Genomic DNA, 22574 nt, shown 5'->3' with positions numbered 1-22574 from the left:
GGCGCACTCTCCTCGGGAAAGGGGCCGCTCTACGCGCGTAGCGCCCCTGCTTTAAATAGTGCCCGGACCTGACCGAGCTTTTTTGACTCTCGATCCGTTCCGAGCATTCTGCCGCGCGAACCGGGGTGGGTCCCCGCCGTACCCCGGCGGGATCCGGGGCTACGACAGGGGCGCGGGAGGAAGATCCTGCCCGCACCCCGTTCCGTGGCCGTAACGCTGCCATTACAGCGTCCTTTTGGCCATGCCTAGGGCATGGTCATGACCGTCGGGTCAGGAGGTCTTGACCACGATGGAGCCGTTCTTGATGCCGGCCTCGGCCTTCTTGATCGCGGCCTGGATGGCGGCGTTGCTCTTGAAGGCCGGGTTGGAGTCGGACAGGCTCACGCCGCCGGTGGTCAGGCTGGCGCGGATCTCACCGGTCTCCGGCTTGCCGTCGTGGACCGACTTGGCCAGGTTGTAGACCGCGCCCGCGACGTCCTTCATGGCCGAGGTGAGGATGGAGTCCTTGTACTGGGCCAGCGCGTCCTGCTTGTACTGGTCCGAGTCGACGCCGATCGCCCACACCTTGTGCGCGGCGGCGGACTTGATCACGCCCTGGCCGGAGAGGCCGGCGGCGGCGTAGACGACGTCCGCACCGGCGTCGATCTGGCCGTCGGCCGCGTTCTCGCCCTTGTCGGGGCTGGCGAAGCCACCCTCGGCGGCGGTCTCGGTCAGGTACTGCGACTTGACCTTGACGCCCTTCTTGGTGTCCGCGACGCCCTGCTCGAAGCCGGCCTCGAACTTGTGGATCAGCGGCACGTCCACACCGCCGACGAAGCCCACGGTGTTGGTCTTGGTGGCCTTGGCGGCGGCGACACCGGCCAGGTAGGACGCCTGCTCCTCGTGGAAGACGAGGTCGGCGACGTTGTCGGCCTTGATGGTGTTGTCGTCGATGATGCCGAAGGTGACCTTCGGGAACTTCGCCGCGACTTCCTTGACGGCCGGCGCGTAGGAGTAGCCGACGCCGATCACCGGGTTGTAGCCGGACTTGGCCAGGGTCTCCAGGCGCTGCACCTTGTCCGCGTCCGACTCGCCCTCCTGCGGCTCGACGGCGGCGGACTTGTAGCCGTACTGCTGGTCGGCCTTGTCCAGGCCGGCGGTCGCGGCGTCGTTGAAGGACTGGTCGCCCTTGCCGCCGACGTCGTAGGCGAGAGCCAGACCGAGGTCCTTGCCCTTGCTCGCGGAGGACGAGGTGGAGGAGCTGCCACAGGCGGAGACTGTGACGGCGAGAGCTGCGGTTGCAACGCCTGCAACCGCGATACGGGACACCCGGCGCATGGAACTTGACTCCTTTGTGCAAGCGCCCAAACCAGGCGCTGGTTCCGCGGCAGCGTAACGCGCGTAGACCAGACGGAAAACCCCCAATGTCCGGTCCGTTATCTAGCTGTGGCCACAGTCACCGTCCAAGGTTACGTACAGCAGTGCGCCCCTTGCAGGAGGCAAGGGGCGCAAGGACTGTAACGGCGGCACGCGGCCGGCCGCGCCTGTGTACGGCCGGCTCACCCGGCCGTACACATATGTCGGATCACTTGGTGTTGACGGTGACCTTGCCGTCGATGATGTCCTGCTTGGCCTTGTCCACGGCCGCGACGACCTTGGTCAGGGCCTTGTACTTCGGGTTGGTGTCCGCGAAGCCGACGCCACCGGTCTTGAGGGTGCCGTTGACGACACCGCTCTCCGGCTTGCCCTCGTAGACGGACTTCACCAGGTCGTACACCGCGCCGCCGACGTTCTTCAGCGCGGAGCCGAGGATGTAGTCCTTGTACTTGGCGAGCGCGTCCTGCGCGTACTGGTCGGAGTCGACGCCGATCGCCCACACCTTGGCGGTGGCGGCGGCCTCGATCACGCCCTGCCCGGACAGGCCGGCCGCGTGGTAGATGACGTCGGCACCGGCGTCGATCTGCCCCTGGGCGGCGGTCTTGCCCTTGTCCGGGCTGGAGAAGCCGCCCTCGGCCGCGGTCTGGGTCAGGTACTGCGACTCGATCTTGATCTTCGGGTCGACCGACTTGGCGCCCTGGTCGAACCCGGCCTCGAAGGTGTGGATCAGCGGGATGTCCACGCCGCCGATGAAGCCGATGTGGTCCTTCTTGGTGGCCGAGGCGGCGGCCACACCCGCGAGGTACGACGACTGCTCGGCCGCGAAGACCATGTCGACGACGTTCTTCGCGTTGATCGTCGAGTCGTCGATCATGCCGAAGGTGATGTTCGGGTACTTGGCGGCGACCTCCTTGACGGCGGGCGCGTAGGAGTAGCCGACCCCGATGATCGGGTTGTAGCCGGACTTGGCGAGCGTGTCGAGGCGCTGCACCTTGTCGGCGTCGGACTCGTCGGCCTGCGGCTCGATGTCCCGGCCGCTGATGCCGAACTCCTTCTCGGCCTTCTGGAAGCCGGCGTAGGCGGCGTCGTTGAAGGACTGGTCGCCCTTGCCGCCGATGTCGTAGGCAAGGCCTATGCCCTTGCCGTTGTACTTGCCGGACGAGTTCGTGGCGGTGTCACCACTGTCCTGGCTGGACTTACCGCATCCCGCGGCGGCGAGGGCGATGACGGCGACGGTCACCGCGGCTTGGGAGACCCTCGTCCTGCGAGAGATTCCCCTAGAGACAAAACGCACAGCAAGCACCCCTTCGTCCCCACGGCACCGTCACCGGCCCGCTTCCCCAATCGGCCACCTGTGGTGGCGATTTCGGCGCACAGTAACGCGCGTAGAAGGGAAGGGGAACGGGGTTTCTCATTGCCGTTATCGAACCGTGCCGACCCCGGGTTACAAGGAGGGATCGCGGGTTACGCCGGGGTGACACAAGGGGACGAAGGGGCACCGATCAGGCGCCTTCGCCCCCTGCGACCGGCTGACCGTTTCTCCGGCTGTCCGATACGGCCGTCCGATACCACCATCCGATACGGCGGTCCGATACAGCCGTCCCGTAGGGCCGTCCGACAGGACTGCCCCTGCTACGACTGCCCCACCGCTCGCTAGCGGGTCGCGTCGATGAGGGCGGCGGCGGTGAACAGCTCCACCCCGACCGTGATGGCCCGCTCGTCGGCGTCGAAGTCGCCCTGGTGCAGGTCGCGCACGGTCCGCTCGCCCGGCGTCCGCACCCCGAGCCGCGCCAGCGCGCCTGGCACGTGCTCCAGGTACCAGGAGAAGTCCTCGCCGCCGAGGCTCTGCTCGGTGGTCTCGATGGAGTCGGTGCCGCGCCGGGCGGTCATCGAGTCCCGCAGCAGTTCGGTGACCACCGGGTCGTTGACGACCGGCGGCACCCCGCGCACGTAGTTGATCTCGGACTTGGCCCGGTGCAGGGTCGCGACCTCGTCGATCGCCGCGTGCACCACGTCCGGCGCCTGCCGCCAGGCGGCCAGGTCCAGGCACCGCACGGTCCCGGAGAGCTCGGCGTGCTGGGGGATGACGTTGGGCGCGTGCCCGGACTCGATCCGCCCCCAGGTCACGGCGAGCCCGCTGCGGCTGTCCACGCGCCGCGCGATGAGCGCAGGCACGTCGACGGCGACCCGGGCGGCGGCGGTGACCATGTCGGTGGTCAGATGCGGCCGGGCGGTGTGCCCGCCGGGCCCGTCCAGCGCCACCTCGATACGGTCGCAGGCACTGGTGATGGCGCCGGTCCTGAGCCCGATCCGCCCCGCGTCCACCCGCGGGTCGCAGTGCACGGCGATGATCCGCCCCACCCCGTCCAGCGCCCCGGACTCGATGGCGTCGGCGGCACCGCCGGGCAGCACCTCCTCGGCGGGCTGGAAGAGCAGCCGTACGGGCCGCGGCAGCAGCCCCCGCTCGTGCAGCTCGGCGAGGACGAGCCCGGCGCCCAGCACCACGGCGGTGTGCACGTCGTGCCCGCAGGCGTGCGCCCGGTCCGGCACGGTGGACCGGTAGGCGCACTCGGTCTTCATGTCCGGGATGGGCAGGGCGTCGATGTCGGCGCGCAGGGCGAGCACGGGCAGCCCGTCGGCCTCGGGCCCGATGTCACAGATGAGCCCGGTTCCCATGGAGAGCACCCGCGGCCTCAGACCGGCCTTTTCCAGCCGTTCCTTGATCGCGGCAGTGGTGCGGAACTCCTGGTTGCCTAGCTCGGGGTGCATGTGCAGGTCGCGCCGGAAGGCTACGAGTTCGGCGTGCAGCTCCTCGCTGAGCACACCTGGGAGCACATCCCCTGGGAGGTCGGCCTCGGACTCTAGGGACATCAATTGGTTCACCCTCTGAAGGGTAGGACGCCCGGGGGGTCAACTGCCCCGAGATCAACAAAAGTTCAGCCCGTTAGGGGAAGAAAATCTGACCGCGATGGCATGACCTCGGACGTGGCTGGGTAAAACCTATGTTTCCTCTTCCACGGATACCACGCTCTACGGCAGTCACGCCGTTTCTGTCCACGTACCGAAACGGGACCGGGCCGGTGCGGCGACTTCGCCACGCGGGCCACGCCCGCCCGGTAGCGTGCGCGACCGTGACGGACTCGGAGACAACCGACTTCATAGAAACCACCCGTACGTCCTACGACGCGATCGCCAAGGAGTACTCCGCCGCCTTCCCCGGGCTCCCCGACCTTCCGGTGGACATGTCCCTGATCGGCGCCTTCGCTCGCCTGGTGAAGGCGAACGGCACCGCCCCCGTGGCCGACCTGGGCAGCGGCCCCGGCCACATCACCGCCCACCTGAACGAGCTGGGGGTCCCGGCCTTCGGCATCGACCTCTCCCCCGCCATGGTCACCCTGGCCCGCGAGGCCTACCCCGACCTGCGGTTCCACCGGGGCTCGATGACGTCCCTGGACCTGCCCGACGCGACCCTCGGCGGCATCCTCGCCTTCTACTCGATCATCCACATCCCCGACGACCACCTCCCGGCGGCCTTCGCCGGCTTCCACCGCGTCCTGGTCCCCGGCGGCCATGTCCTGCTGGCCTTCCAGAAGGGCGAACAGCCCGGCCTCCACCTCACCGAACGCTTCGGCCACGAGATCGACCTCCAGTACCACTGGCGCCCGGCGTACGCGGTGGGCGACATGCTCGCCAAGGCGGGTCTGGAGGTGGCGGCCACGCTGATCCGGGAGCCGCTGGACGGGGAGAAGCGGCCCCGGGCGTTCGTACTGGCCCGCAAGCCCTGACCGGACCGGGGGCGCGGTGGCCGGGGGCATCAGAGCTGAGCGACCTGGGTACGGTGCGCACACTCGGTGACGACGTCCCGCAGGCTGCCGGTGTCCGCCAGCAGCCGCCGCTGTTCGTCGGCGCCGTTGCCGTCCCGCAGCAGCCGCTGGACGGCCTCTTCCACCATCGCCAGGTCGCCGCTGTCCGCGAGGGCGTCCCGGGTGTGCGCCAGCAGGGCGTCCAGGACCGCCTCCGCCGGCCGGGGCCGCAGGGTGACGGGGTCGAGCAGTTCCCCGCCGAGCCCCGAGCGGGCGGCCCGCCAGCCGGCCATGCGCGCCAGCCCCACGCCTCGGTCCACGGGCTCCTGCCCGGCCCGCCACTCCCGCCCCGCGGTCTCCACCAGGGCACGGGCCAGTGCGGCCACGAGCACGGCGGTACCGGCGCGCAGGCACACGTCGGCGACCCGGATCTCCACGGTCGGATAGCGCCGGGCGAGCCGGGCGTCGAAGTAGACCATCCCCTCGTCCAGGATGACGCCGGTGGCCACCATGTCCGCGACCAGCCGGTGGTACCGCGCCGCGGACCGGAACAGCTCCGCCGGCCCGGCGGACGGCCAGCGCGCCCACACCCGGCTGCGATAACTGGCGTACCCGGAGTCCCGGCCCTGCCAGAAGGGTGAATTGGCGCTGACGGCGACGAGCACGGGCAGCCAGGGCCGCACCCGGTCCAGAACCCCGACCCCCTCCTCGTCCGACGCCACGGAAACATGCACATGGCACCCGCAGACCAGTTGGTCCCGGGTGGCGATCCCGTACTGCTCCGCCATCCACTGATAGCGCCGGTTGATGCTGACGGAGGGGCTGACCGGCAGCGGCGAGCTGGCCAGCGCGGCGACGGCGCACCCCAGCTCCCCGGCGAGCCGCGCGGCCTCCTTACGGCACCGCACGATCTCCTCTCCCAGGTCCGCCATCTCCGACTGCGGGTGGGTGGCGAACTCCAGCATCTGCCCGTAGAGCTCCTTCTCGAACACGTCCTGCCCAGGATCCGCCAACGCTGCCCGGGCCAGCACCGCGGCCGCCGACGCCTGGGGCTCCCCCGTCTCCGGGTCGACGAGCAGAAGCTCCTCCTCCACTCCGACAGTACGCACCCGGGGCCGCCCTCCATCCGTGCCACCACCGAACGCGGCAGGCTCTGCACCCCGACTTCCCACGCCGGCCGGGGGGACACCTGCCGGGAAGCGGGCGGCCCCGACGCTCACTCCTCGGCGAACAGCTCCGCTGGCGACCAGCCTCGAGCGGGTGGCGGAACTGCACGCCCTCGACCGCGGTCTGCGCGAGGTGCTGCTCGGCACCGACCGGACCGCGCCGAGGGGGTCGGAGTTCGGGGAGCGGATCAAGGGCCACGTCGATCGCGTGGTCGAGCGGGCCAAGGCGCAGGGCGTGCTGCGCGCCGACGCCGAGCCCTGGGACCTGGTGATGATCCAGCAAATGCTGGGGACGGTCACCGATCGCAGCGGTGAGCCGGATCTGTGGCGGCGTTATCTGCGACTGCTGCTTGACGGCCTGCGCGCACGCCCCGAGCACACGGAACCGCTGCCCGGCGGCGGATTCGGCGAGCGCATGACCCCGCCGGGCGCGGGCTCCGGCCCGCGCGGAGGCCCACCGCCGACCGGCTGACCACAGCCCGACGCATGAGCACCGCCCGGCGGCTGACCACCGCCCCGCCGGCTACGCCGGGCTCGTGACCGCCGTCAGCCGGTGCACGTCCTTCGCCGTGCCGGTGACCCCGGAGAGGAACCCCTGGGCGCGCGGCGACGCGTTCTCCGTCAGCCAGGCCGGGTCGATGTCACAGACGGCCACCCTGACGCCCGTGCCGACCAGTGCCAGGGGGAGGGTGTGTACGACCGTCGAGGGGAAGCTCAGGATCGTACGGCCGATCGGGCCGCGGCGGGCGATCAGTTCGAGGGGGAGGTCTGGGCGGACTATCTCCAGCCCCGTCTCGCCCGCGAGGCGGTGGAGTTTCTCCGTGCTCTCCCTGCGGTGGGCGAAGTAGCGGGTCGCGCCGTGTGCCTTCGCCAGGGTCTGGACGGCCTCCAGATAGCGGTCGCCGTCCACGACCCCGGTCTCCACCAGGGAGGTGCCGACCATGTCGGCGCCCTTGGTGATGCGCGGCGGACCGAAGCGGGCTCTGGTCCAGCTGAAGTCGTTGGCGGTGACCGTCACACCCGCCGGGGTCTCCGTCACCGGCATGGAGGAGAAGACCTCCACCCGGCGGCGGTCGCTGGGCGTGAGGCGGCGGCGCGCGGAGGAGGAGACGGGGGCGAAGAGCAGGTCCCGGGCGCCCGGGCGGCCGCCCTTGCGGTGCCAGCGGACCAGGCGTTCGCCGCGCGCCAGCTGGGCCACGAACTCCATCGTCGCCGTGCCGTCGTCGACGACGACCAGGTCACGGGCGCGGGTGATGGTCAGGAGCAGCTGCACGTAGCGGGAGAAGGGATCGCCCATCACGATGCGGTCGGCCCGGCGGAGCGAGCCCGCCAGGCCGCCGATCGTCTGGAAGGGGGCGGTGGTGCCGCCCCGGGCTTCCTCCCAGCGGACCCGGTAGCCCTCGTCACGGGCCAGGTCCGCCATACGGCGCAGCTGGCCCCGGGTCATGGGGTCCGTCGGGGACAGGACGACGATCGTGAGTTCCGCGCCGGGTGCCGCCGCCGATATGGCGACCGATGCGCGGCGGGCCTGCGAGGGCACCGTCGGCACCGGCTCCACCGCCCCGCGCAGGGCGTGGACATGCGCCCACTCCAGCACGTTCAGCAGCTGCACCGGACTCTCGACGAACGCGAGTGTGTGGGGGCCGGGGTTCCCGGCGCGGGGGCTCATCGACGTACGACCGTCCCGTCGTCGTAACACAACAGACGTAACTTCAGGATTTCAGCGGTGTCAGACCTGGACCGGCTCGCCGGCCGCCGCGGCGATCTCCGCCTCGGCGACGACACCGGTGACACGGCGCAGCTTCTTCATCGGGCCGAGCTCGGAGTCGTAGACCTTCTTGACGCCGTCGCCCAGGGAGGCCGAGATGGTGCGGATGTCGCGGACCAGGCGGGTGAGGCCCTGCGGCTCGACGGAGGCGGCCTGGTCGGAGCCCCACATGGCGCGGTCCAGGGTGATGTGGCGCTCGACGAAGGTGGCGCCGAGGGCGACCGCGGCGAGGGTGGTCTGCAGGCCCGTCTCGTGGCCGGAGTAGCCGATCGGGACGTTCGGGTACTCCTTCTCCAGCGTGTTGATCACGCGGAGGTTGAGCTCCTCGGCCTTCGCCGGGTAGGTGGAGGTGGCGTGGCAGAGCAGGATGTTGTCCGAGCCGAGGACCTCGACCGCGTGGCGGATCTGCTTCGGGGTGGACATGCCGGTGGAGAGGATGACCGAGCGGCCGGTGGCGCGCAGCGCCTTCAGCAGCTCGTCGTCCGTCAGGGACGCGGAGGCGACCTTGTGGGCCGGGATGTCGAACTTCTCCAGGAAGGCGACGGCCTCGGTGTCCCACGGGGAGGCGAACCAGGCGATGTTCTTGCTCTTGCAGTACTCGTCGATCTGGCGGTACTCGTCCTCACCGAACTCCACGCGGTGGCGGTAGTCGATGTAGGTCATGCGGCCCCAGGGGGTGTCACGCTCGATGTCCCACTGGTCGCGCGGGGTGCAGATCTCCGGGGTGCGCTTCTGGAACTTGACGGCGTCACAGCCGGCCTCGGCGGCGACGTCGATCAGCTTGAAGGCGTTCTCCAGCTCACCGTTGTGGTTGATGCCGATCTCGCCGCAGATGTAGACGGGCTTGCCGGGGCCGACCTCACGGGAACCGAACGTGCGCAGACGGGAGTTGCTCATGACTGTGGGGTGTCCTTACTTCGGGAGGGAATCGAGAGAGGGGCCGAGGATCCAGCTGGCGATCTCTCGGATCGCGCCGTCGCCACCCGGGACGGTGGTGACCGCGCGTGCGGCGCCGCGTACGACGTCGTGGGCGCTCGCGACCGCCACGGGCCAGCCCACGAGGGCGAAGCACGGGAGGTCATTGACGTCGTTTCCGACGTAGAGCACGCGCTCGGGAGCGATGCCCTGCTCCTCGCACCACTGCTTGAGTGCGAGGTCCTTGCGGTCGATGCCGTGCAGGACCGGAATCTGTAGCTTCCGGGCCCGGGCGGCGACGACCGGGTTCTGCTCCGTGGAGAGGATCAGCATCTTGAGCCCGCTCTTTCGCAGGGCGGCGATGCCGAGTCCGTCGCCGCGGTGCACGGAGACGAACTCCTTTCCATCGGCGTCGATCAGCACCCGGTCGTCGGTCTGGGTGCCGTCGAAGTCCAGTACGACCGCGTCGATGTCGTCGGCGGTCGGCAGCGAACCGGGGCGGTCCGCGTCGAAGAGGGCGGCCAGCGCGCGGGCGCGGGCCAGGTCGTGCGGGTCGTCGATCTCCAGGACGCGCGCCGGGTCGGTGCGCACCAGCTCGGTCTGGCCGAAGAAGCGGTGCCGGTGCTCGCGGAAGCCGTCGGCGCGCATCGCGTAGGCGGCGCCGGTCTCCAGGAAGTCCTGGGGGCGGTCCTGGCGGCGGGGGCGGAAGGACTTGTCGTGGTTGACGCCGAAGCCGCCGCTCGCCGAGGCCGCGTCGGTGCCGGCCGGCACCGGGGCGTCCACCTCGTCGCGCCAGACGAAGCCGTGGAAGGGCGCCACGGTCAGGGCCGTGTCGGCACCGTTCTCGACGATCGCGCCGGCCACCCCGTCGATGTCCTCGCGGATGATGAACGGGCTGGTGCACTGCACGAGCAGCACCACGTCGACCGGGGCGCCGTGCAGCGCCTCGTGGGCGTCCATGGCGTGCAGGACGGCGGCCTCGGAGGTGGCGGTGTCACCGGCGATGGCGGCGGGGCGCAGCACCACCTCGGCGCCGGCGGACCGGGCGGCCGCGGCGATCGCCTGGTCGTCCGTCGAGACGACGACGTCGGTCACCAGGCGGGAGGCGCGGCACTCGCGGACGGCGCGGGCGACCAGCGGGACGCCGCCGACCGGGAGGAGGTTCTTCGCGGGCACGCCCTTGGAGCCGCCGCGCGCGGGGATCACGGCGAGTACCCGGGGTACGACGGCCGTTTCGGGGTGGGACATCGGCTCTGTTCCTTCGGATGCGTGGAGCTGGGCTCCTTGGCGCGGGATCCGGTCGCTCACAGCTCTCCCATTCGTCGGATCACGGGGGCCACCCGCTGGACGCCGTGGCGGTAGGCGCCGCGCGCGGCCCGGCGCACGATCTGGCGGACGGGGCCCGGTGCCTTGTCGGCCGCGGGCGCGCCGGGCAGCGGCACGCCGTCGGGGCCAAGGTGGTGGCGGGCCAGGATGCCGGGCAGGTAACCGGGCGCGGTCTCGGGTGTGTAGTACGGGTTCAGGGGCGGCAGACCGCCGGGCCGGGCGAGCAGCTTGGCGATCCGCTCGCGGCCGGCGTCGAACGCGGTGGCGTACGACCCGTCGGCGGCGACGCCCTGCCGTGAGACCCACTCGGCGTCGGGCACCGGGCGGTGTCCGGCGTCGAGCTGGTCCCAGGAGGCGAGGCAGCCGGAGCCGACGAAGTGGTGGTTGCCGAACGTCTCGCGGACACCGAGGTCGGTGAGGACCACGGTGGGGATCCGCCGGTGCAGGGATTCCAGAGCGGCCGTCGAGCTGACGGTGACCAGGAGGTCCGTGCGGTCGAGTACCTCGCCCATATGCCCGTACACGAGGCGGAAGTTGGCGGGCACGTCCTTGCCCTGGACCAGCTTCTGGTACGGCAGTTCCTCGATGTGGGTGGTGTGCTCGCCGGGCTTGGAGCGCAGCTTGAGCAGCACCTCCCGCTCGGGGTGCTGACGGGCGTGCCGGATGAGGCGGTTGAGCAGGTACGTACGGTCCTTGCGGCTCTCGGGGACCGAGGGCTGGGCCGCGAACACCACGGTGTAGGGCTCGTGTTCACCTTCGTAGGGCGCCCCGCCGAGGAACGGCAGCGCGACCTCGGTCACCGAGGAGGAGTCGGCGCCGACCCCGTCGTACACGGCCCGGAAACGGTCCGCGTCCTGGCGGGAGTTGGCGAGGACCAGGTCCGCGCCGTGCCGCAGCAGCAGACCGTCGGCGAGCTTCTCGTAGACGACGCCGACATAGCCGGTGACGACGACGGGCCGCTTCTCGCCGCCGGCGAAGACGCTGCGCAGCCCGTGCAGCATCGCCTGCACCCCGCCGCCGACGAGGGAGAGGACGAGGATGTCGTACGACTCCGCGCCCTCGGGGCCGGCTTCCATGGCGCGCAGGAACTCGACGGCCGTCACTTCGCGGAGCGAGTCCGCGTGGACGCCGACTTCCTGGAGCTGGCGGGCGGTGGGGGTGGCACGGCCGCGCAGGAGATAACCGTCGAGCCGGACGTCCGAATTGTCGCTTTCGTTGGGGATCAGGCGCTTCGCGGTGAGCGCCCCCCACTTCCACCGAGTATCGGAATCCGCCAGGACGGCCACCCGCAGGGACTTCGTTGCACTTGCTGGCACATCCAAGACGCTAGGAAGCGATTCCGAGGATCTCCCGAACCCGAATCCAACAAAGGGTTAACAACACATCGCCGAATGGCGAATCAGCCCGGGATAAGCCTTGAAAAAGCCCCGATTCATAGCTTCGACACATGTCGTTCACCTGGTGTCAAGACAACGGTCAGGACGGATGACGGGCGCCCCTCTAACGTCCACCACGTGGTCAAGCTCTCCGTCATCGTGCCGTTCTACAACGTGCAGCAATACGCGCCCGACACCCTGAGGAGCCTGCGCGCGAACGCGCGTGAGGACTTCGAATTCATTCTCGTCGACGACTGCTCGACCGACGGGACACCAGAGATTCTCGCGCGAGCCGAGCGCGAGCTGCCAGGCGCGGTCCATGTCAGACACGAGCTGAACGGAGGGCTGGCCACCGCGCGCAACACCGGCATCGACAAAGCACGCGGCGAGTACGTCACCTTCCTGGACGGCGACGACTGGCTCGCGCCGGGCTACTACCCGCAACTGGTGGATGCCATCCAGGCCCTGGGCTGCGACTTCGTCCGCACCGATCATGTGCAGTGCACCGCCCGGGCCCGGGTCGTGCACCGGGTACCGGTCGGCCGCCGCGACACCGTCATGAACCCGCGGGAGGCGATCCTGCCGGCCGACCGGTCGACCTCCGTCGACTACGCGTACGCGTGGGCGGGGGTCTACCACCGCCGTCTGGTGGACAAGGGGCTCGTCCACTTCACGGACGGCCTGCGCACGGCCGAGGACCGGCCGTGGATCTGGAAGCTGCACCGGGAGGCCGAGTCCTTCGCGGCGGTGAACCTGCTCGGCGTCTTCTATCGGCGTGGCGTAGCCTCGTCACTCACGCAGATCGGAGATGTCCGTCAGCTCGATTTCATTCGCGCGTTCGACCAGGTGATCGAGGAAACCGCACAGGACGCGGACGCGAAGGAACTCCTGCCGAAGGCCGTCCGTACCTACTGCGCCATCATTTCCCATCACCTGGGATCCATCGAAAGGTTCGAGCCCGCGGTGGCGAAGAAGCTGAAATCCATGAGTGCCGCCGCGCTGCGGCGCATGCCGCAGGACGTGCTGGACGAGGCCCTGGACTCCATGGACCTCCAGCGCGCCACCAAGCTGCGCCGGCTGCGCCGCCGTCCCGCTCCCGCGGGGGCCGCCGCGTGACGACCCAGATCTTCCAGGCGTCCACCCTCTACGGCACGGCCACCCTCGCCGCCGCCCTGGACTCCGGCGCCTTCCGCCCGGCCGACCGGCGCATCCTGCTGGTCTGCAACAACGCGGCCACCCCGGAGACCACTCCGGGCCTGGACGTGGCGCCGGGCTTCGAGCGGCTGCGCGACCGCTTCGACGACGTGATCTCGTACAACGAGACGATCTTCCCGTTCCACCCCGGCGGCTGGGCCCCGCGTCCCGAGGACCTCCCCCTGTGGGAACGCTTCCTGCGCCACGAGTGGCGGCTCGGCGACGACGACGTGGAGTTCGCCGTCGAGTCCATCCAGGTCAACCCCTCGCTGAGCCTGACCCAGATGTTCACCGGCGCCCCGATCACGGTCTACGCCGACGGCCTGATGAGCTACGGCCCGACCCGCAACAAGATCGACCCGCTGATCGGCACCCGGGTGGACCGGGTCCTCCACCTCGACCTGGTGCCGGGCCTGAAGCCGATGCTGCTCACCGAGTTCGGTGTTCCCGGCGAGGTCGTGCCGACCGCGGCCTTCACCAAGGTGCTGGCCGAACTGGCGCCCAGCGGCGACGAGTTGCCGCAGATCGAGGAACCGGCCCTGCTGCTCGGCCAGTACCTTTCGGCGCTCGACATCCTCTCCCCCGAACAGGAGGAGGACCTGCACGTGCGGATGTTGAAGGGCGCCGTCGAACTCGGCCACACCAAGGTCGTGTTCAAGCCGCACCCCTCCGCGCCGGCCCGCTTCGTGCACACCCTGGAGCAGGAGGCCGAGAGGCTCGAGGTCGACCTCACCGTCCTGGACACCACGGTCCTCGCCGAGGTGCTGTACCAGAAGATGCGCCCCGCACTGGTCGTCGGCTGCTTCTCCACCGCGCTGCTCACCGCGTCCGCGCTGTACAGCCTGCCGACCGCCCGGATCGGCACCGACACGCTCCTGGACAAGCTCACCCCGTACGAGAACAGCAACCGCGTCCCGGTCACCGTCGTCGACGCGCTGCTGCCCTCGCTCACCGACCGCAAGGCCGTCGAGGAGCAGCGCGCGCTGCTGACCGTCGGGGAACTCACCGATCTGCTGCGTGCGGTGGGCTTCGCGATGCAGCCGAAGATCCACCCGCAGCTGCGCCAGGAGACCGAGCGCTATCTCACCAAGCACCTCAACGACACGACCATCCGCTACTTCAAGCGCAAGCGCCTGACCTCGCTCGCGCTGCCCGGCGGGCTTCCGGCCCAGCTGGGCTTCCTGCCGCGCAACGCGACGGTGCGCCGGATGGCCCGCAAGGCACGCAACCTGCGGCGGGTCGTGCGCCGGTAGCTCCGCTGGTAGCGCCGAGTCACTTCGTCTGCGGCGCCGTCTTGGCTGGTCGCGCCCGCGCGGCGGTAGCCGCATATTCAACGCAGTCTCGCGCCCCTACGGGGCGCTCCCGAAGGGGCGGGTCCGAAATCGGGCCCGCCCCTTCGGTGTTACCTGCCCAGGATCTTCTTGATCGTGGCGCGGTTCTCCTCGGTGACCTTCCACAGCTGCTGCTGCCGGTCGTGCACGTCGGCGACCGTACGGCTGTGGTTGTCGAGGATGCCGATCGCGCGCTCGGTGAGGATGTCGCCGAGGTCGCGCTCGTGCACCGAGACACCCCACTCGGGCCGCTCGATGTCGTTCAGGAAGTACGCCATCTTCGGGTGCGAGATGAGCGAGATGATGGGCGTGCCGACCCCGAACGGGATCATGCCGGCGTGCCCGCGCATGCCGATGACCAGGCGGGTCTTGGCGTACGTCTCACGGATCTCGTCGTTGGAGAAGTCGTACATCGGGATCACCGGCAGCGAGATGCCGTGTTCACGGCGCAGGTCGAAGGCGATCTTCTCGTCGTCCAGCGAGTGCGCCACACACTTGACCTCGGTGTGCTCGCCGATCTTGCGGACGGCCTTGGCCATCTCGCCCAGGAAGTGCCCGTAGTCGTGGCCGAAGCGCAGCCCCGCGCGGTCGTAGGCCGCGTTGAGCATGACCGTGTCCTCGCGGTACGCCGGGTCGCTCCAGCCGGTCACCAGCTGGCGCATGACCGTGGTGGGGCAGGGCTGGAAGACGACCTTGTCCTGGAGCTCCGGCGGGAGCATGCCGCGGACCTTGGCGATGGAGCCGTGGTTGCGCAGGCCGAAGAAGGACGACTTCTCGACCAGCAGCCGCAGGCTCTCGTTGAACCGGGTGGCCCGGTAGGACTGGCCGTCGAAGGCGTTGAAGCCGACCGCGTAGACCATGATCGGGACGTCGATGGCGCGCAGGTGCTCGTCCGGGACGTTCCACTGCCAGGCGCTGTTGCCGTTGGGCATGGTGTCCGGGATGAACAGACCGCCGCCGCCGATGACCAGACCCCGGCGGGCGTTGACCCGCTCCAGGGCGGCCTGGTCGAAGTAGCGGTGGGCGTGCACCGAGTGCCAGCGCCGGGAGGTCGTGTCCGGGCCGAAGCCGAGCCGGACGGTCTCCGGGAGCAGCTTGTCGCCCGCGTTGCCCTGCCGGTCCATGTAGAACGCGACGTGCGCCAGCTGGTCCTCGGCGCTGCCCTGCTCCTGGGAGGGGACGGCGGCCGCGCGCTGCGCCCACAGGCGGCTGGGGCGGTGTGTGGGGTCTACGGTGAGGCCGGCGGTGGCGTACCGGAGGGCCTCGGTGTTGTCGCCGTGCACCCAGGCCATCTGGGCGAGCCGGGAGAAGGCGGTCGCGGCCCGGTTGGGGGCGGCGCTGGCGAGCAGCAGCTGGGTCTTGGCCTCGTCGTAGCGGGAGACGCTCATCAGGGCGTGGCCGAGCACCTCGTGCGGCCATGCCTCGTCCAGCGGGATGCGGACGCCGCTGAGGGTGTCGACGGCGTCCTGGTAGTCGCCGGCCGCGATGTGCGCGGCGGCCACCTTGCGGGCGATCTCCACGTCACCGGTGCGCTTGACGTGCGGGGTGCCGAAGTGCACGACCAGGTCGTGGTGGAGGCCGCCGGAGGAGGCGAAGTAGGCGGCGTGGAACTCGGCGTCGGTCATCTCGAACTCGCGCCAGCGGTCCTCGGCCTGCGCGTAGCCGGACTCGCCGCCCTGCCAGGGCTTGTGGCGGCCGGTGAAGTGCAGGATCTTCGTCTCCTCCGGGACCGGGAGGTCGCCGGAGAGCCGCCGCTTGACGAAGTTGTACTTGGCGTCGAGGCGGACGAAGTCGCCGTCCAGGACGGCGTTCAGGATGCCCTGGTCGTGCTTGTCCAGCTCGTAGTCGCCGCTGCGGCCGGTCTTGTCGATCTTCGCGCAGAACTCGTCGGACAGGTACTCCTTCTGGATCACCAGAAGACCGGAGTTCAGCTTGTGCTGCCCGTAGAAGAACTGCGGGACGGCGGCGAGTCCCTCGCGGAGCTCCAGCAGCTCGCCGAGACCGCCGAGGACGACCATGTCGGTGTCCAGGGTGATGACGGTGTCGTAGTCGCGCAGCCGGAAGATGTCGAGGATGAAGTACGCCTTGCGGACCAGGTAGTTGTCCTGGTCGCCCTTGACGTACGAGTCGTAGTGCGTGTCGTTGACCCGCTGCAGCACGATGCGCGGGTGCAGGGCGCGGATCTTCGCGATGGAGGCCGGGCGCAGGTCGTCGTAGAGCACGACGAAGTCCTCGCAGACGCCCGGGTTGGACAGGGCGAGGCTGCGCAGCAGGACCAGGAAGCCGGGCAGGTAGTTCTCGTCCACGTAGGACGCGAAGGCGATCCGGCGCTTCTTGGTGAGGGCGCTCGCGTTGGTGTTCGGTATCGCCGGGGTGAAGGTCGTCGTCATCGCAGGGAGATCCTCATGTCGCTCACGCTCTGGGCCCGCTGCATGACCCAATCCTTCTCGCTGGTGTATTCGTGCACGGAGGTGATGGCCAGCTTCATGGCCTCCTGCACGCGGTAGGCGCCGCTCTCGTAGAAGTCGAACCCGATCAGGTCCAGGGTCGGGCTGACGTCCAGGAAGTCCAGCAGCCAGAGCATGTTGAAGCCGGAGGTCGGGATGCCCGACCAGGCGTCGGCGCCGATCTGCCCGATGTTGCGCATCGGCCAGCGCAGCGACTCGTCGGCGAGGTACTTCTGGGCGCCGGGCACCAGCTTGTTGCGCAGCGAGTGCTTCCAGTCACCGGAGACGCCGCCGAAGATCAGCCGGGTGGTCACCGGCTTCTCCCAGTTGAAGGCGTGCTTGTGGATGCTGACGTGGATGTCGGTGCGCTCGCCGGTGTGCTTCGGGTCGATCTTGTACGAGTTGAAGCGCACGACCAGGTCGTAGTCGTCGATCTCCTTGCCCATGCCGCTGGCGCCCACCCGGCCCGAGTTGGCGATCAGGCAGATCGACTTGCCGGCGATCTGGTTGCGGAACTCCCCGAGGGTGATCCACTGCACGCCGTCGAAGGTCGGGTTGCCGACCGGGCCGCGCATCCGGATCCGGCGCTGCTCGGCGTAGAGCGCGACGGCGTCGGTGAGACCGGCGTCACCGCCCTCGGCGAGGCGCAGGTCGAGGTACTGGCTGAGCAGCTCCTGCCGGTCGTTCACCGGCGCCTCGTCCGCGGCCAGGGCGAGCAGGGCGCCCACCAGGCGGGGCTCGGCGGCCTTCCAGTCGCCGATGGCCTGCAGGGCGAGACCCTCGGCCCAGGTGGCCGTGGAGGGCTCGCGGACGTGGTCCGTGGCGGTGGGGACCTGGCGCCCCAGGAGGTCCAGGAGTTCGCGTTCGCGTTCGGCGGCGCGGCGCAGGCCGGAGATCCGGTTGGCGACGCCGAAGCCGTCCTCCTTGGTGAGTTCGAGGTAGCGCTCGTAGGCCTCGACGGCCTCGCTCTCCTCGCCGAGTCCCTCCAGGATGCGGGCGCGCAGCCGCCAGCCGGCGCGGGAGTTCTTGCGCTGGGCGAGCACGGTGTCGCTGATCACCAGGGCGAGGTTCAGCTCGTCGTTGTAGCCGCACTCCAGGGCCTTGTTGGCGACCGCGAGCAGGGCGTCCAGCAGGTCGTTGTTGATACCACCGGAGGGGCTCGCCGCGCCCTTGACCGCGCGCTTGATGAGCGCCGTCGCGCCGCCGGCCGGGGCGGGCGCGGGCGTGGTGGTGCCTTCTGTGGCGACGACCACCAGCAGCTTGCGCAGCTGCTCCGCCAACTCCGCGCGACGGCGGTCGAGGCTGCCGACCACTTTGCCGCTGTGCACAGCGCAGGCGTGCAGGCAGTCGTCCAGCTCCCCTCCGCGCGCAGGTGCCCGCCTGTTCTGGACCCTCGTCATAGCTCTCCTGATTTTGCCAAGCAAAGCTTGTGCAACTGCTGTGTGTGGTGGGGTGCCCCGCACGAGGGGGATGGATGGAGAAACTAGGAAGCCAAAACGACTATATGGTTAACGAATCCCGACGGGTAAGAGAATGGTTAGCAGGTTCACCGCACACTTCCTATGGTTCCCCCAGGTGACGGTATTGGACTTCCACGTCCCGGGGACTCCGTGAACAGATCGGATGATTAACCGCCCGGAACCGGGTAGACGTCTCGGACCATGTCTCTCGCGACCCCCACAAAGGCGCTCCCGCCTGCGAAGATTGCCGTCACCCCGGCCCCACCCGGACGACCGCGCACCCGACTTCTGGCCCTCGACGGACTGCGGCTCCTGGCCGCGCTGATGGTCTGCCTCTACCACTACACAGGGCGCGGCGGAGTCGTCTCCGCGTCCTGGCACCAGAACCCCGCCCACGTCTTCCCGACCCTGTCCCGGGCGGCCGTCTACGGCTGTCTCGGCGTCGAGTTCTTCTTCGTCATCAGCGGCTTCGTGATCTGCATGAGCAGTTGGGGCCGCTCCCTCGGCGACTTCTTCCGCTCCCGCGTCGCCCGCCTCTACCCCGCCTACTGGGTCGCGCTGGTGCTGATCACCGGCGCGTCCCTGGTCCTGCCGGCCGTGGTCCACGCGGTCCGGCTCGACGAGTTCCTGGTCAACCTGACGATGCTGCAACAGCCGATGGGCGCGCCCCGCGTCCTCGGCGTCTGCTGGACGCTCTGGGTGGAGGTGCGCTTCTACGCGCTGTTCGCGCTGCTCGTCGTGCTGCCCGGCGTCACCTACCGCAGGGTGGTGCTGTTCTGCTCGGTGTGGACCCTGGCCGCCGTGCTCAGCACCTCGGCCGGCGGCCCCTGGACCGAGCTGGTCGTCATGCCGCAGTACGCCCCGTACTTCATCGCGGGCCTGGCCCTCTACCTCGTCCACCGCTTCGGCGGCGGGGTGCTGCCCTGGGGCATCGTGGCGCTCTCCTGGATCCTCGGACTGCGCATGGCCACGGAGGGGCTGTGGCACGCCGGCTCACCCCGGAACCCGTACGTGGTGATGCTCGTCGTCACGCTGGCCTACGCCGCGGTGGCGGCGGTGGCGGCGGGCTGGACGCGATGGGCGGCCTGGCCCTGGCTGACCACGGCCGGGGCACTGACGTACCCGTTCTACCTGGTGCACGAGCACCTGGGCTGGTTCGTGATCCGGGTGCTGCACCGGGGCTGGGGGCTGCCGCCGTGGCCCACGCTGGCGGTGACGGTGCTGGTCATGCTGGGCCTGGCCTGGCTGATCCACCGCTATGTGGAACGGCCGTTCGGGCTCCGGCTGAAAACGGCGCTGAAGGGCGATGCCCGCACCCGGCGTCCGGTCTAGCCGACCCGGCCGGCATCGCCGGAGACAGCGAATTCAGCACCTTGCCGGCAAGCCGGCACTCGTCGGCAAGGTGCCGTGCCGGAAAATGATTTGACTTGACGCCCCCCTTGCCTTCCTGCGCCTTCTCGGCCACGCCGAATGCCTCCTTTGCCCGGCATTTCTGGACTCGGCGAACAAACAGGCCGACGCTGTTCGCGGGCGTGCCCCTATCCCGGTTCACTACCCTTTCCTCGCATTGGTCTGCAATGCGCTCCGCGAGCCGGGCACGAGGGACTAATTCGAGCTGAACTCCAATGCCTCTTTCCCTACCTGGAGGCCCTCCGTCCAATTAACGCGAGCGGCCGATAACCATGCTTGTGAGATCGACTCGTGCACTCCTAGCGTGAGCCCGGAACAAGCCCGGCAAGATCGAACCGAACAGAGGAGAGCTCGTGAAGTCTCGTTTCCGCCTGTCGGCCGCTGCCGCTGTGGTGTCCCTGGCGGCGTTCGGCGCGGTGGGGGTCTCCACCTCGCCGGCGTCCGCCGCGACCGCCACCTGTTTCGGGTACACCGGAAACCTCAACGAATACGGCGCGGACTTCGTGGACTGGCAGTACGGGCCGGACGAATGCTTCGGCGTCGCCCCGTCCGGCACCATCTGGCACACCTGGTCGGGCGCGGGCAGCTGGAAGGAAATGCCGGGCGACGGAAAGGCCGCGGCCACCGTCGGCTACTTCGAGTCCTCCGCCGGGAAGGCCATCAAGGTCGTGACGGCGGCCGGCAACTACTACTGCAACTACGACGACTACGCGACCAATACGTGGGGCGGCTGGTACCGGACGAACACCGACCACTGCTGAGCCAGGAAAACCCGTTCCCGGGCGGTTGCACAACCGCCCGGGAACGGGTTTTTTTCTGACTGGGACCGTGTACCACGGCGTCGAGTTCCTGTCATTTTCTTTTTTCAGGGTGCCGCAGACGACACAGATTTCCTCGTTACACGCCGTACCGGGCCTCGACACCCGCGATGATGATCTCCAGGCCGGTTTCGAACTGGCTGTCGTAGTCGGTGAAGATCTCCCGGCCCGCCGCCGCCGACAGGGGGAAGTCGGCCAGCAGGCGGGCCCGTTCCTCCACGTCGTAGCCCTCTCGGCGTTCGCCGGGGAGGGGCTGGACGCCCTGTTCCTCCGTGACGAAGCCGATGGTGTAGGCGTTGACCGTCGCGCCGATCACGGCCGCCTGGGCGACGGTGAAGCCGGCCTCCGCCATGACGTGCAGGTACGCCTCCTGTTCAGGAGCGTGGTCGATGCCCGTGAAGCGTGAGCCGCTGTAGACCTTGGCGCCGTCGCGGTAGCCGAGCAAGGCCGCGCGCAGCCCGCCGCTCATGGTGCGCAGCACGTTCTGCCAGGTGCCGGAGTCGAGTTGCGTGCCCGCGACCATCCGGCGGTACATCTCCGTCGCCATCTCGTCGAGCAGCGCCTGCTTGTCCTTGAAGTGCCAGTACAGAGCAGGCGCCTTGACGTCCAGCTCCTTGGCGATGGCCCGCAGGGTCAGCCCGTCCAGGCCGACCTCGTTCAGCAGGCGCAGGGCCGTGTCGGCGACCCGGCGGCGGTCGAGGGGTGCGCGTCGTTCCGTACTCACGCTTGACAGCTTAACAGCGTTAAGGGCAGCCTTGTCGCCGACGGCACTTAACGACGTTAAGGAGATAGGTGATGGACGTCCTGATCGTGGGCGCGGGCCCCACCGGACTCACCCTCGGTATCGACCTCGCCCGGCGCGGGGTGGACGCGCTGGTCGTGGAGGCGGGCGAGAAGCTGTTCGCCGGCTCGCGCGGCAAGGGGATACAGCCCCGCACCCAGGAGGTCTTCGACGACCTCGGGGTGCGCGAGGCGCTCCGCGCGGCCGGCGGTCCCTACCCGCCCCAGCTGTTCTGGAAGAACGGCGAGCGGCTGGAGACGCAGCCGATCTTCGACGAGGTGGCGTCGGACGAGGGCGCGCCGTACACCGATCCGCTGATGGTCGCGCAGTGGCGGACGCAGGAGGTGCTGTACGCACGGCTGCTGGAGCTGGGCGGCCGGGTCGGATTCGGGCAGACGCTGACGGGTCTGGAGCAGGACGCGGAGGGGGTGACCGCCCACTTCGCCGACGGTACGACCGCCCGGGCGCGCTACGTGGTGGCGGCGGACGGGGGCCGGTCGGCCGTACGGCGTGCGGTGGGCGTCGGGATGACCGGCGAGTCGGTCGACCCGAACCCCTTCCTGGTGGCCGACCTGCGGGTGCGTGACCTCGACCGCGACCACTGGCACGTCTTCGTCGGCGCCGACGGCAACGGCGTGGCACTGTGCCCGCTGGCCGGCACGGACGACTTCCAGCTGAGCGCGAAGCTGCCCGAGGGCACGGAGGCCGACCTGTCCCTGGCGGGCGTACGGCGCCTGGTGTCGGCGTACAGCCACCTCGACGCGGCGGACGTCACCGAGCTGCGCTGGGCCTCCGACTTCCGCCCGCGCGCCGCCCTGGCCGACCGCTTCCGCGTGGGCCGGGTCTTCCTGGCCGGAGACGCCGCCCATGTCCACTCCCCGGCCGGCGGCCAGGGCCTGAACACCAGCGTCCAGGACGCCTACAACCTGGGCTGGAAGCTGACCGCGGTGCTCGCCGGCGACGCCCCGGACGCGCTCCTGGACACCTACGAGGAGGAGCGCCGCGCGAACGCCGCCGCCATGCTGAACCTCTCGACGGGCGTCCACCGCGGCGAGGTACGGCGCGGCGAAGCGACGGTCCAGCTGGGGATCGGCTACCGGGAGTCCTCGCTGACCGCGGAGACCCGGGCGAACCCGGGGCCGGTGCGAGCGGGCGACCGCGCGCCCGACGGACGGAACGCGGACGGGGTGCGGATGTTCGACGCTTTCCGGGGGCCGCACTGGACCCTGCTGACCCCGGAGCCGGTGGACGGCATCGGCGGCCTGCCGGCCCCGGAGTCGTACGGCCCGGGTGTGTTCCTGGTCCGCCCGGACGGCTACGTGGGCTGGGCGGGTGCGACGGCCGAGGGGCTGCGGGAGTACGCGGCGCGCACAGGGGCCTTCGGGGTCGCTTAGGGCGAGGCGCCGAAGGCCCGTGGGGCACG

18 protein-coding genes are annotated in these 22574 nt (G+C 69.8%); 7 read left to right on the top strand and 11 right to left on the bottom strand.

Annotated elements, in window-relative coordinates:
• Positions 1 to 270 precede the first annotated feature (270 nt).
• From ACWGJB_RS08540 to ACWGJB_RS08530, 3 genes are all read right to left on the bottom strand, one after another.
• Positions 271 to 1317, bottom strand: coding sequence for a BMP family lipoprotein (locus tag ACWGJB_RS08540; RefSeq protein ID WP_453379442.1), 1047 nt, complete (start codon positions 1315 to 1317; stop codon positions 271 to 273).
• A gap of 247 nt (positions 1318 to 1564) precedes the next feature.
• The gene (locus ACWGJB_RS08535) at positions 1565 to 2596 is read right to left on the bottom strand and encodes a BMP family lipoprotein (protein WP_453379441.1); all 1032 of its coding nucleotides are present in this window, start codon (positions 2594 to 2596) and stop codon (positions 1565 to 1567) included.
• Between the two features lie 413 nt (positions 2597 to 3009).
• The gene (locus ACWGJB_RS08530) at positions 3010 to 4227 is read right to left on the bottom strand and encodes an amidohydrolase (RefSeq protein WP_453379440.1); all 1218 of its coding nucleotides are present in this window, start codon (positions 4225 to 4227) and stop codon (positions 3010 to 3012) included.
• Between the two features lie 260 nt (positions 4228 to 4487).
• Between ACWGJB_RS08530 and ACWGJB_RS08525 the strand changes: the two genes are divergently transcribed.
• The gene (locus ACWGJB_RS08525; protein WP_453379439.1) at positions 4488 to 5141 is read left to right on the top strand and encodes a class I SAM-dependent DNA methyltransferase; all 654 of its coding nucleotides are present in this window, start codon (positions 4488 to 4490) and stop codon (positions 5139 to 5141) included.
• Between the two features lie 29 nt (positions 5142 to 5170).
• Here the strand turns inward: ACWGJB_RS08525 and ACWGJB_RS08520 are convergent, their stop codons facing one another.
• Positions 5171 to 6268, bottom strand: a complete 1098-nt coding sequence (locus ACWGJB_RS08520) for a glutamate--cysteine ligase (protein WP_453379438.1) — start codon at positions 6266 to 6268, stop codon at positions 5171 to 5173.
• A 151-nt stretch (positions 6269 to 6419) separates the two neighbouring features.
• On the opposite strand from ACWGJB_RS08520, the gene ACWGJB_RS08515 reads away from it, so the two are divergent.
• Complete coding sequence (locus ACWGJB_RS08515; protein WP_453379437.1) at positions 6420 to 6797, top strand: SbtR family transcriptional regulator; 378 nt, start codon at positions 6420 to 6422, stop codon at positions 6795 to 6797.
• 51 nt (positions 6798 to 6848) lie between these two features.
• Here ACWGJB_RS08515 and ACWGJB_RS08510 read toward each other — a convergent pair whose 3' ends face one another.
• From ACWGJB_RS08510 to ACWGJB_RS08495, 4 genes are read right to left on the bottom strand one after another with little or no spacing between them, the layout of a single operon-like run.
• A complete protein-coding gene (locus tag ACWGJB_RS08510; RefSeq protein WP_453379436.1) occupies positions 6849 to 7994 on the bottom strand; it encodes a hypothetical protein in 1146 nt (381 codons plus the stop codon).
• 60 nt (positions 7995 to 8054) lie between these two features.
• The gene (locus ACWGJB_RS08505) at positions 8055 to 8990 is read right to left on the bottom strand and encodes an N-acetylneuraminate synthase family protein (RefSeq protein WP_453379435.1); all 936 of its coding nucleotides are present in this window, start codon (positions 8988 to 8990) and stop codon (positions 8055 to 8057) included.
• 15 nt (positions 8991 to 9005) lie between these two features.
• On the bottom strand, positions 9006 to 10256 hold the full coding sequence (locus ACWGJB_RS08500) for a cytidylyltransferase domain-containing protein (RefSeq protein WP_453379434.1): 1251 nt from the start codon (positions 10254 to 10256) through the stop codon (positions 9006 to 9008).
• 56 nt (positions 10257 to 10312) lie between these two features.
• Positions 10313 to 11650: a DUF6716 putative glycosyltransferase gene (locus ACWGJB_RS08495; protein WP_453379433.1), complete on the bottom strand. Its 1338-nt coding sequence runs from the start codon at positions 11648 to 11650 to the stop codon at positions 10313 to 10315.
• A 198-nt stretch (positions 11651 to 11848) separates the two neighbouring features.
• Here ACWGJB_RS08495 and ACWGJB_RS08490 point away from each other — a divergent pair, with 198 nt between their 5' ends.
• Positions 11849 to 12826: a glycosyltransferase family 2 protein gene (locus ACWGJB_RS08490; RefSeq protein WP_453379473.1), complete on the top strand. Its 978-nt coding sequence runs from the start codon at positions 11849 to 11851 to the stop codon at positions 12824 to 12826.
• Positions 12823 to 14157, top strand: a complete 1335-nt coding sequence (locus tag ACWGJB_RS08485; protein WP_453379432.1) for a polysialyltransferase family glycosyltransferase — start codon at positions 12823 to 12825, stop codon at positions 14155 to 14157. The genes ACWGJB_RS08490 and ACWGJB_RS08485 overlap by 4 nt, the downstream gene beginning before the upstream one ends.
• A gap of 149 nt (positions 14158 to 14306) precedes the next feature.
• Here ACWGJB_RS08485 and ACWGJB_RS08480 read toward each other — a convergent pair whose 3' ends face one another.
• Both ACWGJB_RS08480 and ACWGJB_RS08475 read right to left on the bottom strand, forming a co-directional pair.
• On the bottom strand, positions 14307 to 16625 hold the full coding sequence (locus ACWGJB_RS08480; protein ID WP_453379431.1) for a glycosyltransferase: 2319 nt from the start codon (positions 16623 to 16625) through the stop codon (positions 14307 to 14309).
• Positions 16622 to 18082 (bottom strand): glycosyltransferase family 29 protein, encoded by a 1461-nt coding sequence (locus ACWGJB_RS08475; RefSeq protein WP_453379430.1) that lies wholly within the window; start codon positions 18080 to 18082, stop codon positions 16622 to 16624. The genes ACWGJB_RS08480 and ACWGJB_RS08475 overlap by 4 nt, the downstream gene beginning before the upstream one ends.
• A 261-nt stretch (positions 18083 to 18343) precedes the next feature.
• Here ACWGJB_RS08475 and ACWGJB_RS08470 point away from each other — a divergent pair, with 261 nt between their 5' ends.
• Positions 18344 to 19474: an acyltransferase family protein gene (locus ACWGJB_RS08470; RefSeq protein WP_453379429.1), complete on the top strand. Its 1131-nt coding sequence runs from the start codon at positions 18344 to 18346 to the stop codon at positions 19472 to 19474.
• 431 nt (positions 19475 to 19905) lie between these two features.
• Positions 19906 to 20313, top strand: coding sequence for a hypothetical protein (locus ACWGJB_RS08465; protein ID WP_453379428.1), 408 nt, complete (start codon positions 19906 to 19908; stop codon positions 20311 to 20313).
• 136 nt (positions 20314 to 20449) lie between these two features.
• Here ACWGJB_RS08465 and ACWGJB_RS08460 read toward each other — a convergent pair whose 3' ends face one another.
• On the bottom strand, positions 20450 to 21094 hold the full coding sequence (locus tag ACWGJB_RS08460) for a TetR/AcrR family transcriptional regulator C-terminal domain-containing protein (RefSeq protein ID WP_453379427.1): 645 nt from the start codon (positions 21092 to 21094) through the stop codon (positions 20450 to 20452).
• A gap of 71 nt (positions 21095 to 21165) precedes the next feature.
• Here ACWGJB_RS08460 and ACWGJB_RS08455 point away from each other — a divergent pair, with 71 nt between their 5' ends.
• Positions 21166 to 22545: an FAD-dependent monooxygenase gene (locus ACWGJB_RS08455; RefSeq protein WP_453379426.1), complete on the top strand. Its 1380-nt coding sequence runs from the start codon at positions 21166 to 21168 to the stop codon at positions 22543 to 22545.
• The last annotated feature ends 29 nt before the right edge of the window (positions 22546 to 22574 follow it).

The sequence above is a fragment of the Streptomyces sp. NPDC054813 genome, from assembly GCF_053611365.1.
This window is presented reverse-complemented; position numbering and strand designations above follow the sequence as displayed.

Bases quoted from the DNA above. Each gene is read 5' to 3' on its own strand.
- ACWGJB_RS08455 (WP_453379426.1), top strand. From the start codon at position 21,166: ATGGACGTCCTGATCGTGGGCGCGGGCCCCACCGGACTCACCCTCGGT.
- ACWGJB_RS08500 (WP_453379434.1), bottom strand. From the start codon at position 10,256: ATGTCCCACCCCGAAACGGCCGTCGTACCCCGGGTACTCGCCGTGATC.
- ACWGJB_RS08505 (WP_453379435.1), bottom strand. From the start codon at position 8,990: ATGAGCAACTCCCGTCTGCGCACGTTCGGTTCCCGTGAGGTCGGCCCC.
- ACWGJB_RS08510 (WP_453379436.1), bottom strand. From the start codon at position 7,994: ATGAGCCCCCGCGCCGGGAACCCCGGCCCCCACACACTCGCGTTCGTC.
- ACWGJB_RS08470 (WP_453379429.1), top strand. From the start codon at position 18,344: ATGTCTCTCGCGACCCCCACAAAGGCGCTCCCGCCTGCGAAGATTGCC.
- ACWGJB_RS08530 (WP_453379440.1), bottom strand. From the start codon at position 4,227: ATGTCCCTAGAGTCCGAGGCCGACCTCCCAGGGGATGTGCTCCCAGGT.
- ACWGJB_RS08540 (WP_453379442.1), bottom strand. From the start codon at position 1,317: ATGCGCCGGGTGTCCCGTATCGCGGTTGCAGGCGTTGCAACCGCAGCT.
- ACWGJB_RS08475 (WP_453379430.1), bottom strand. From the start codon at position 18,082: ATGACGAGGGTCCAGAACAGGCGGGCACCTGCGCGCGGAGGGGAGCTG.
- ACWGJB_RS08480 (WP_453379431.1), bottom strand. From the start codon at position 16,625: ATGACGACGACCTTCACCCCGGCGATACCGAACACCAACGCGAGCGCC.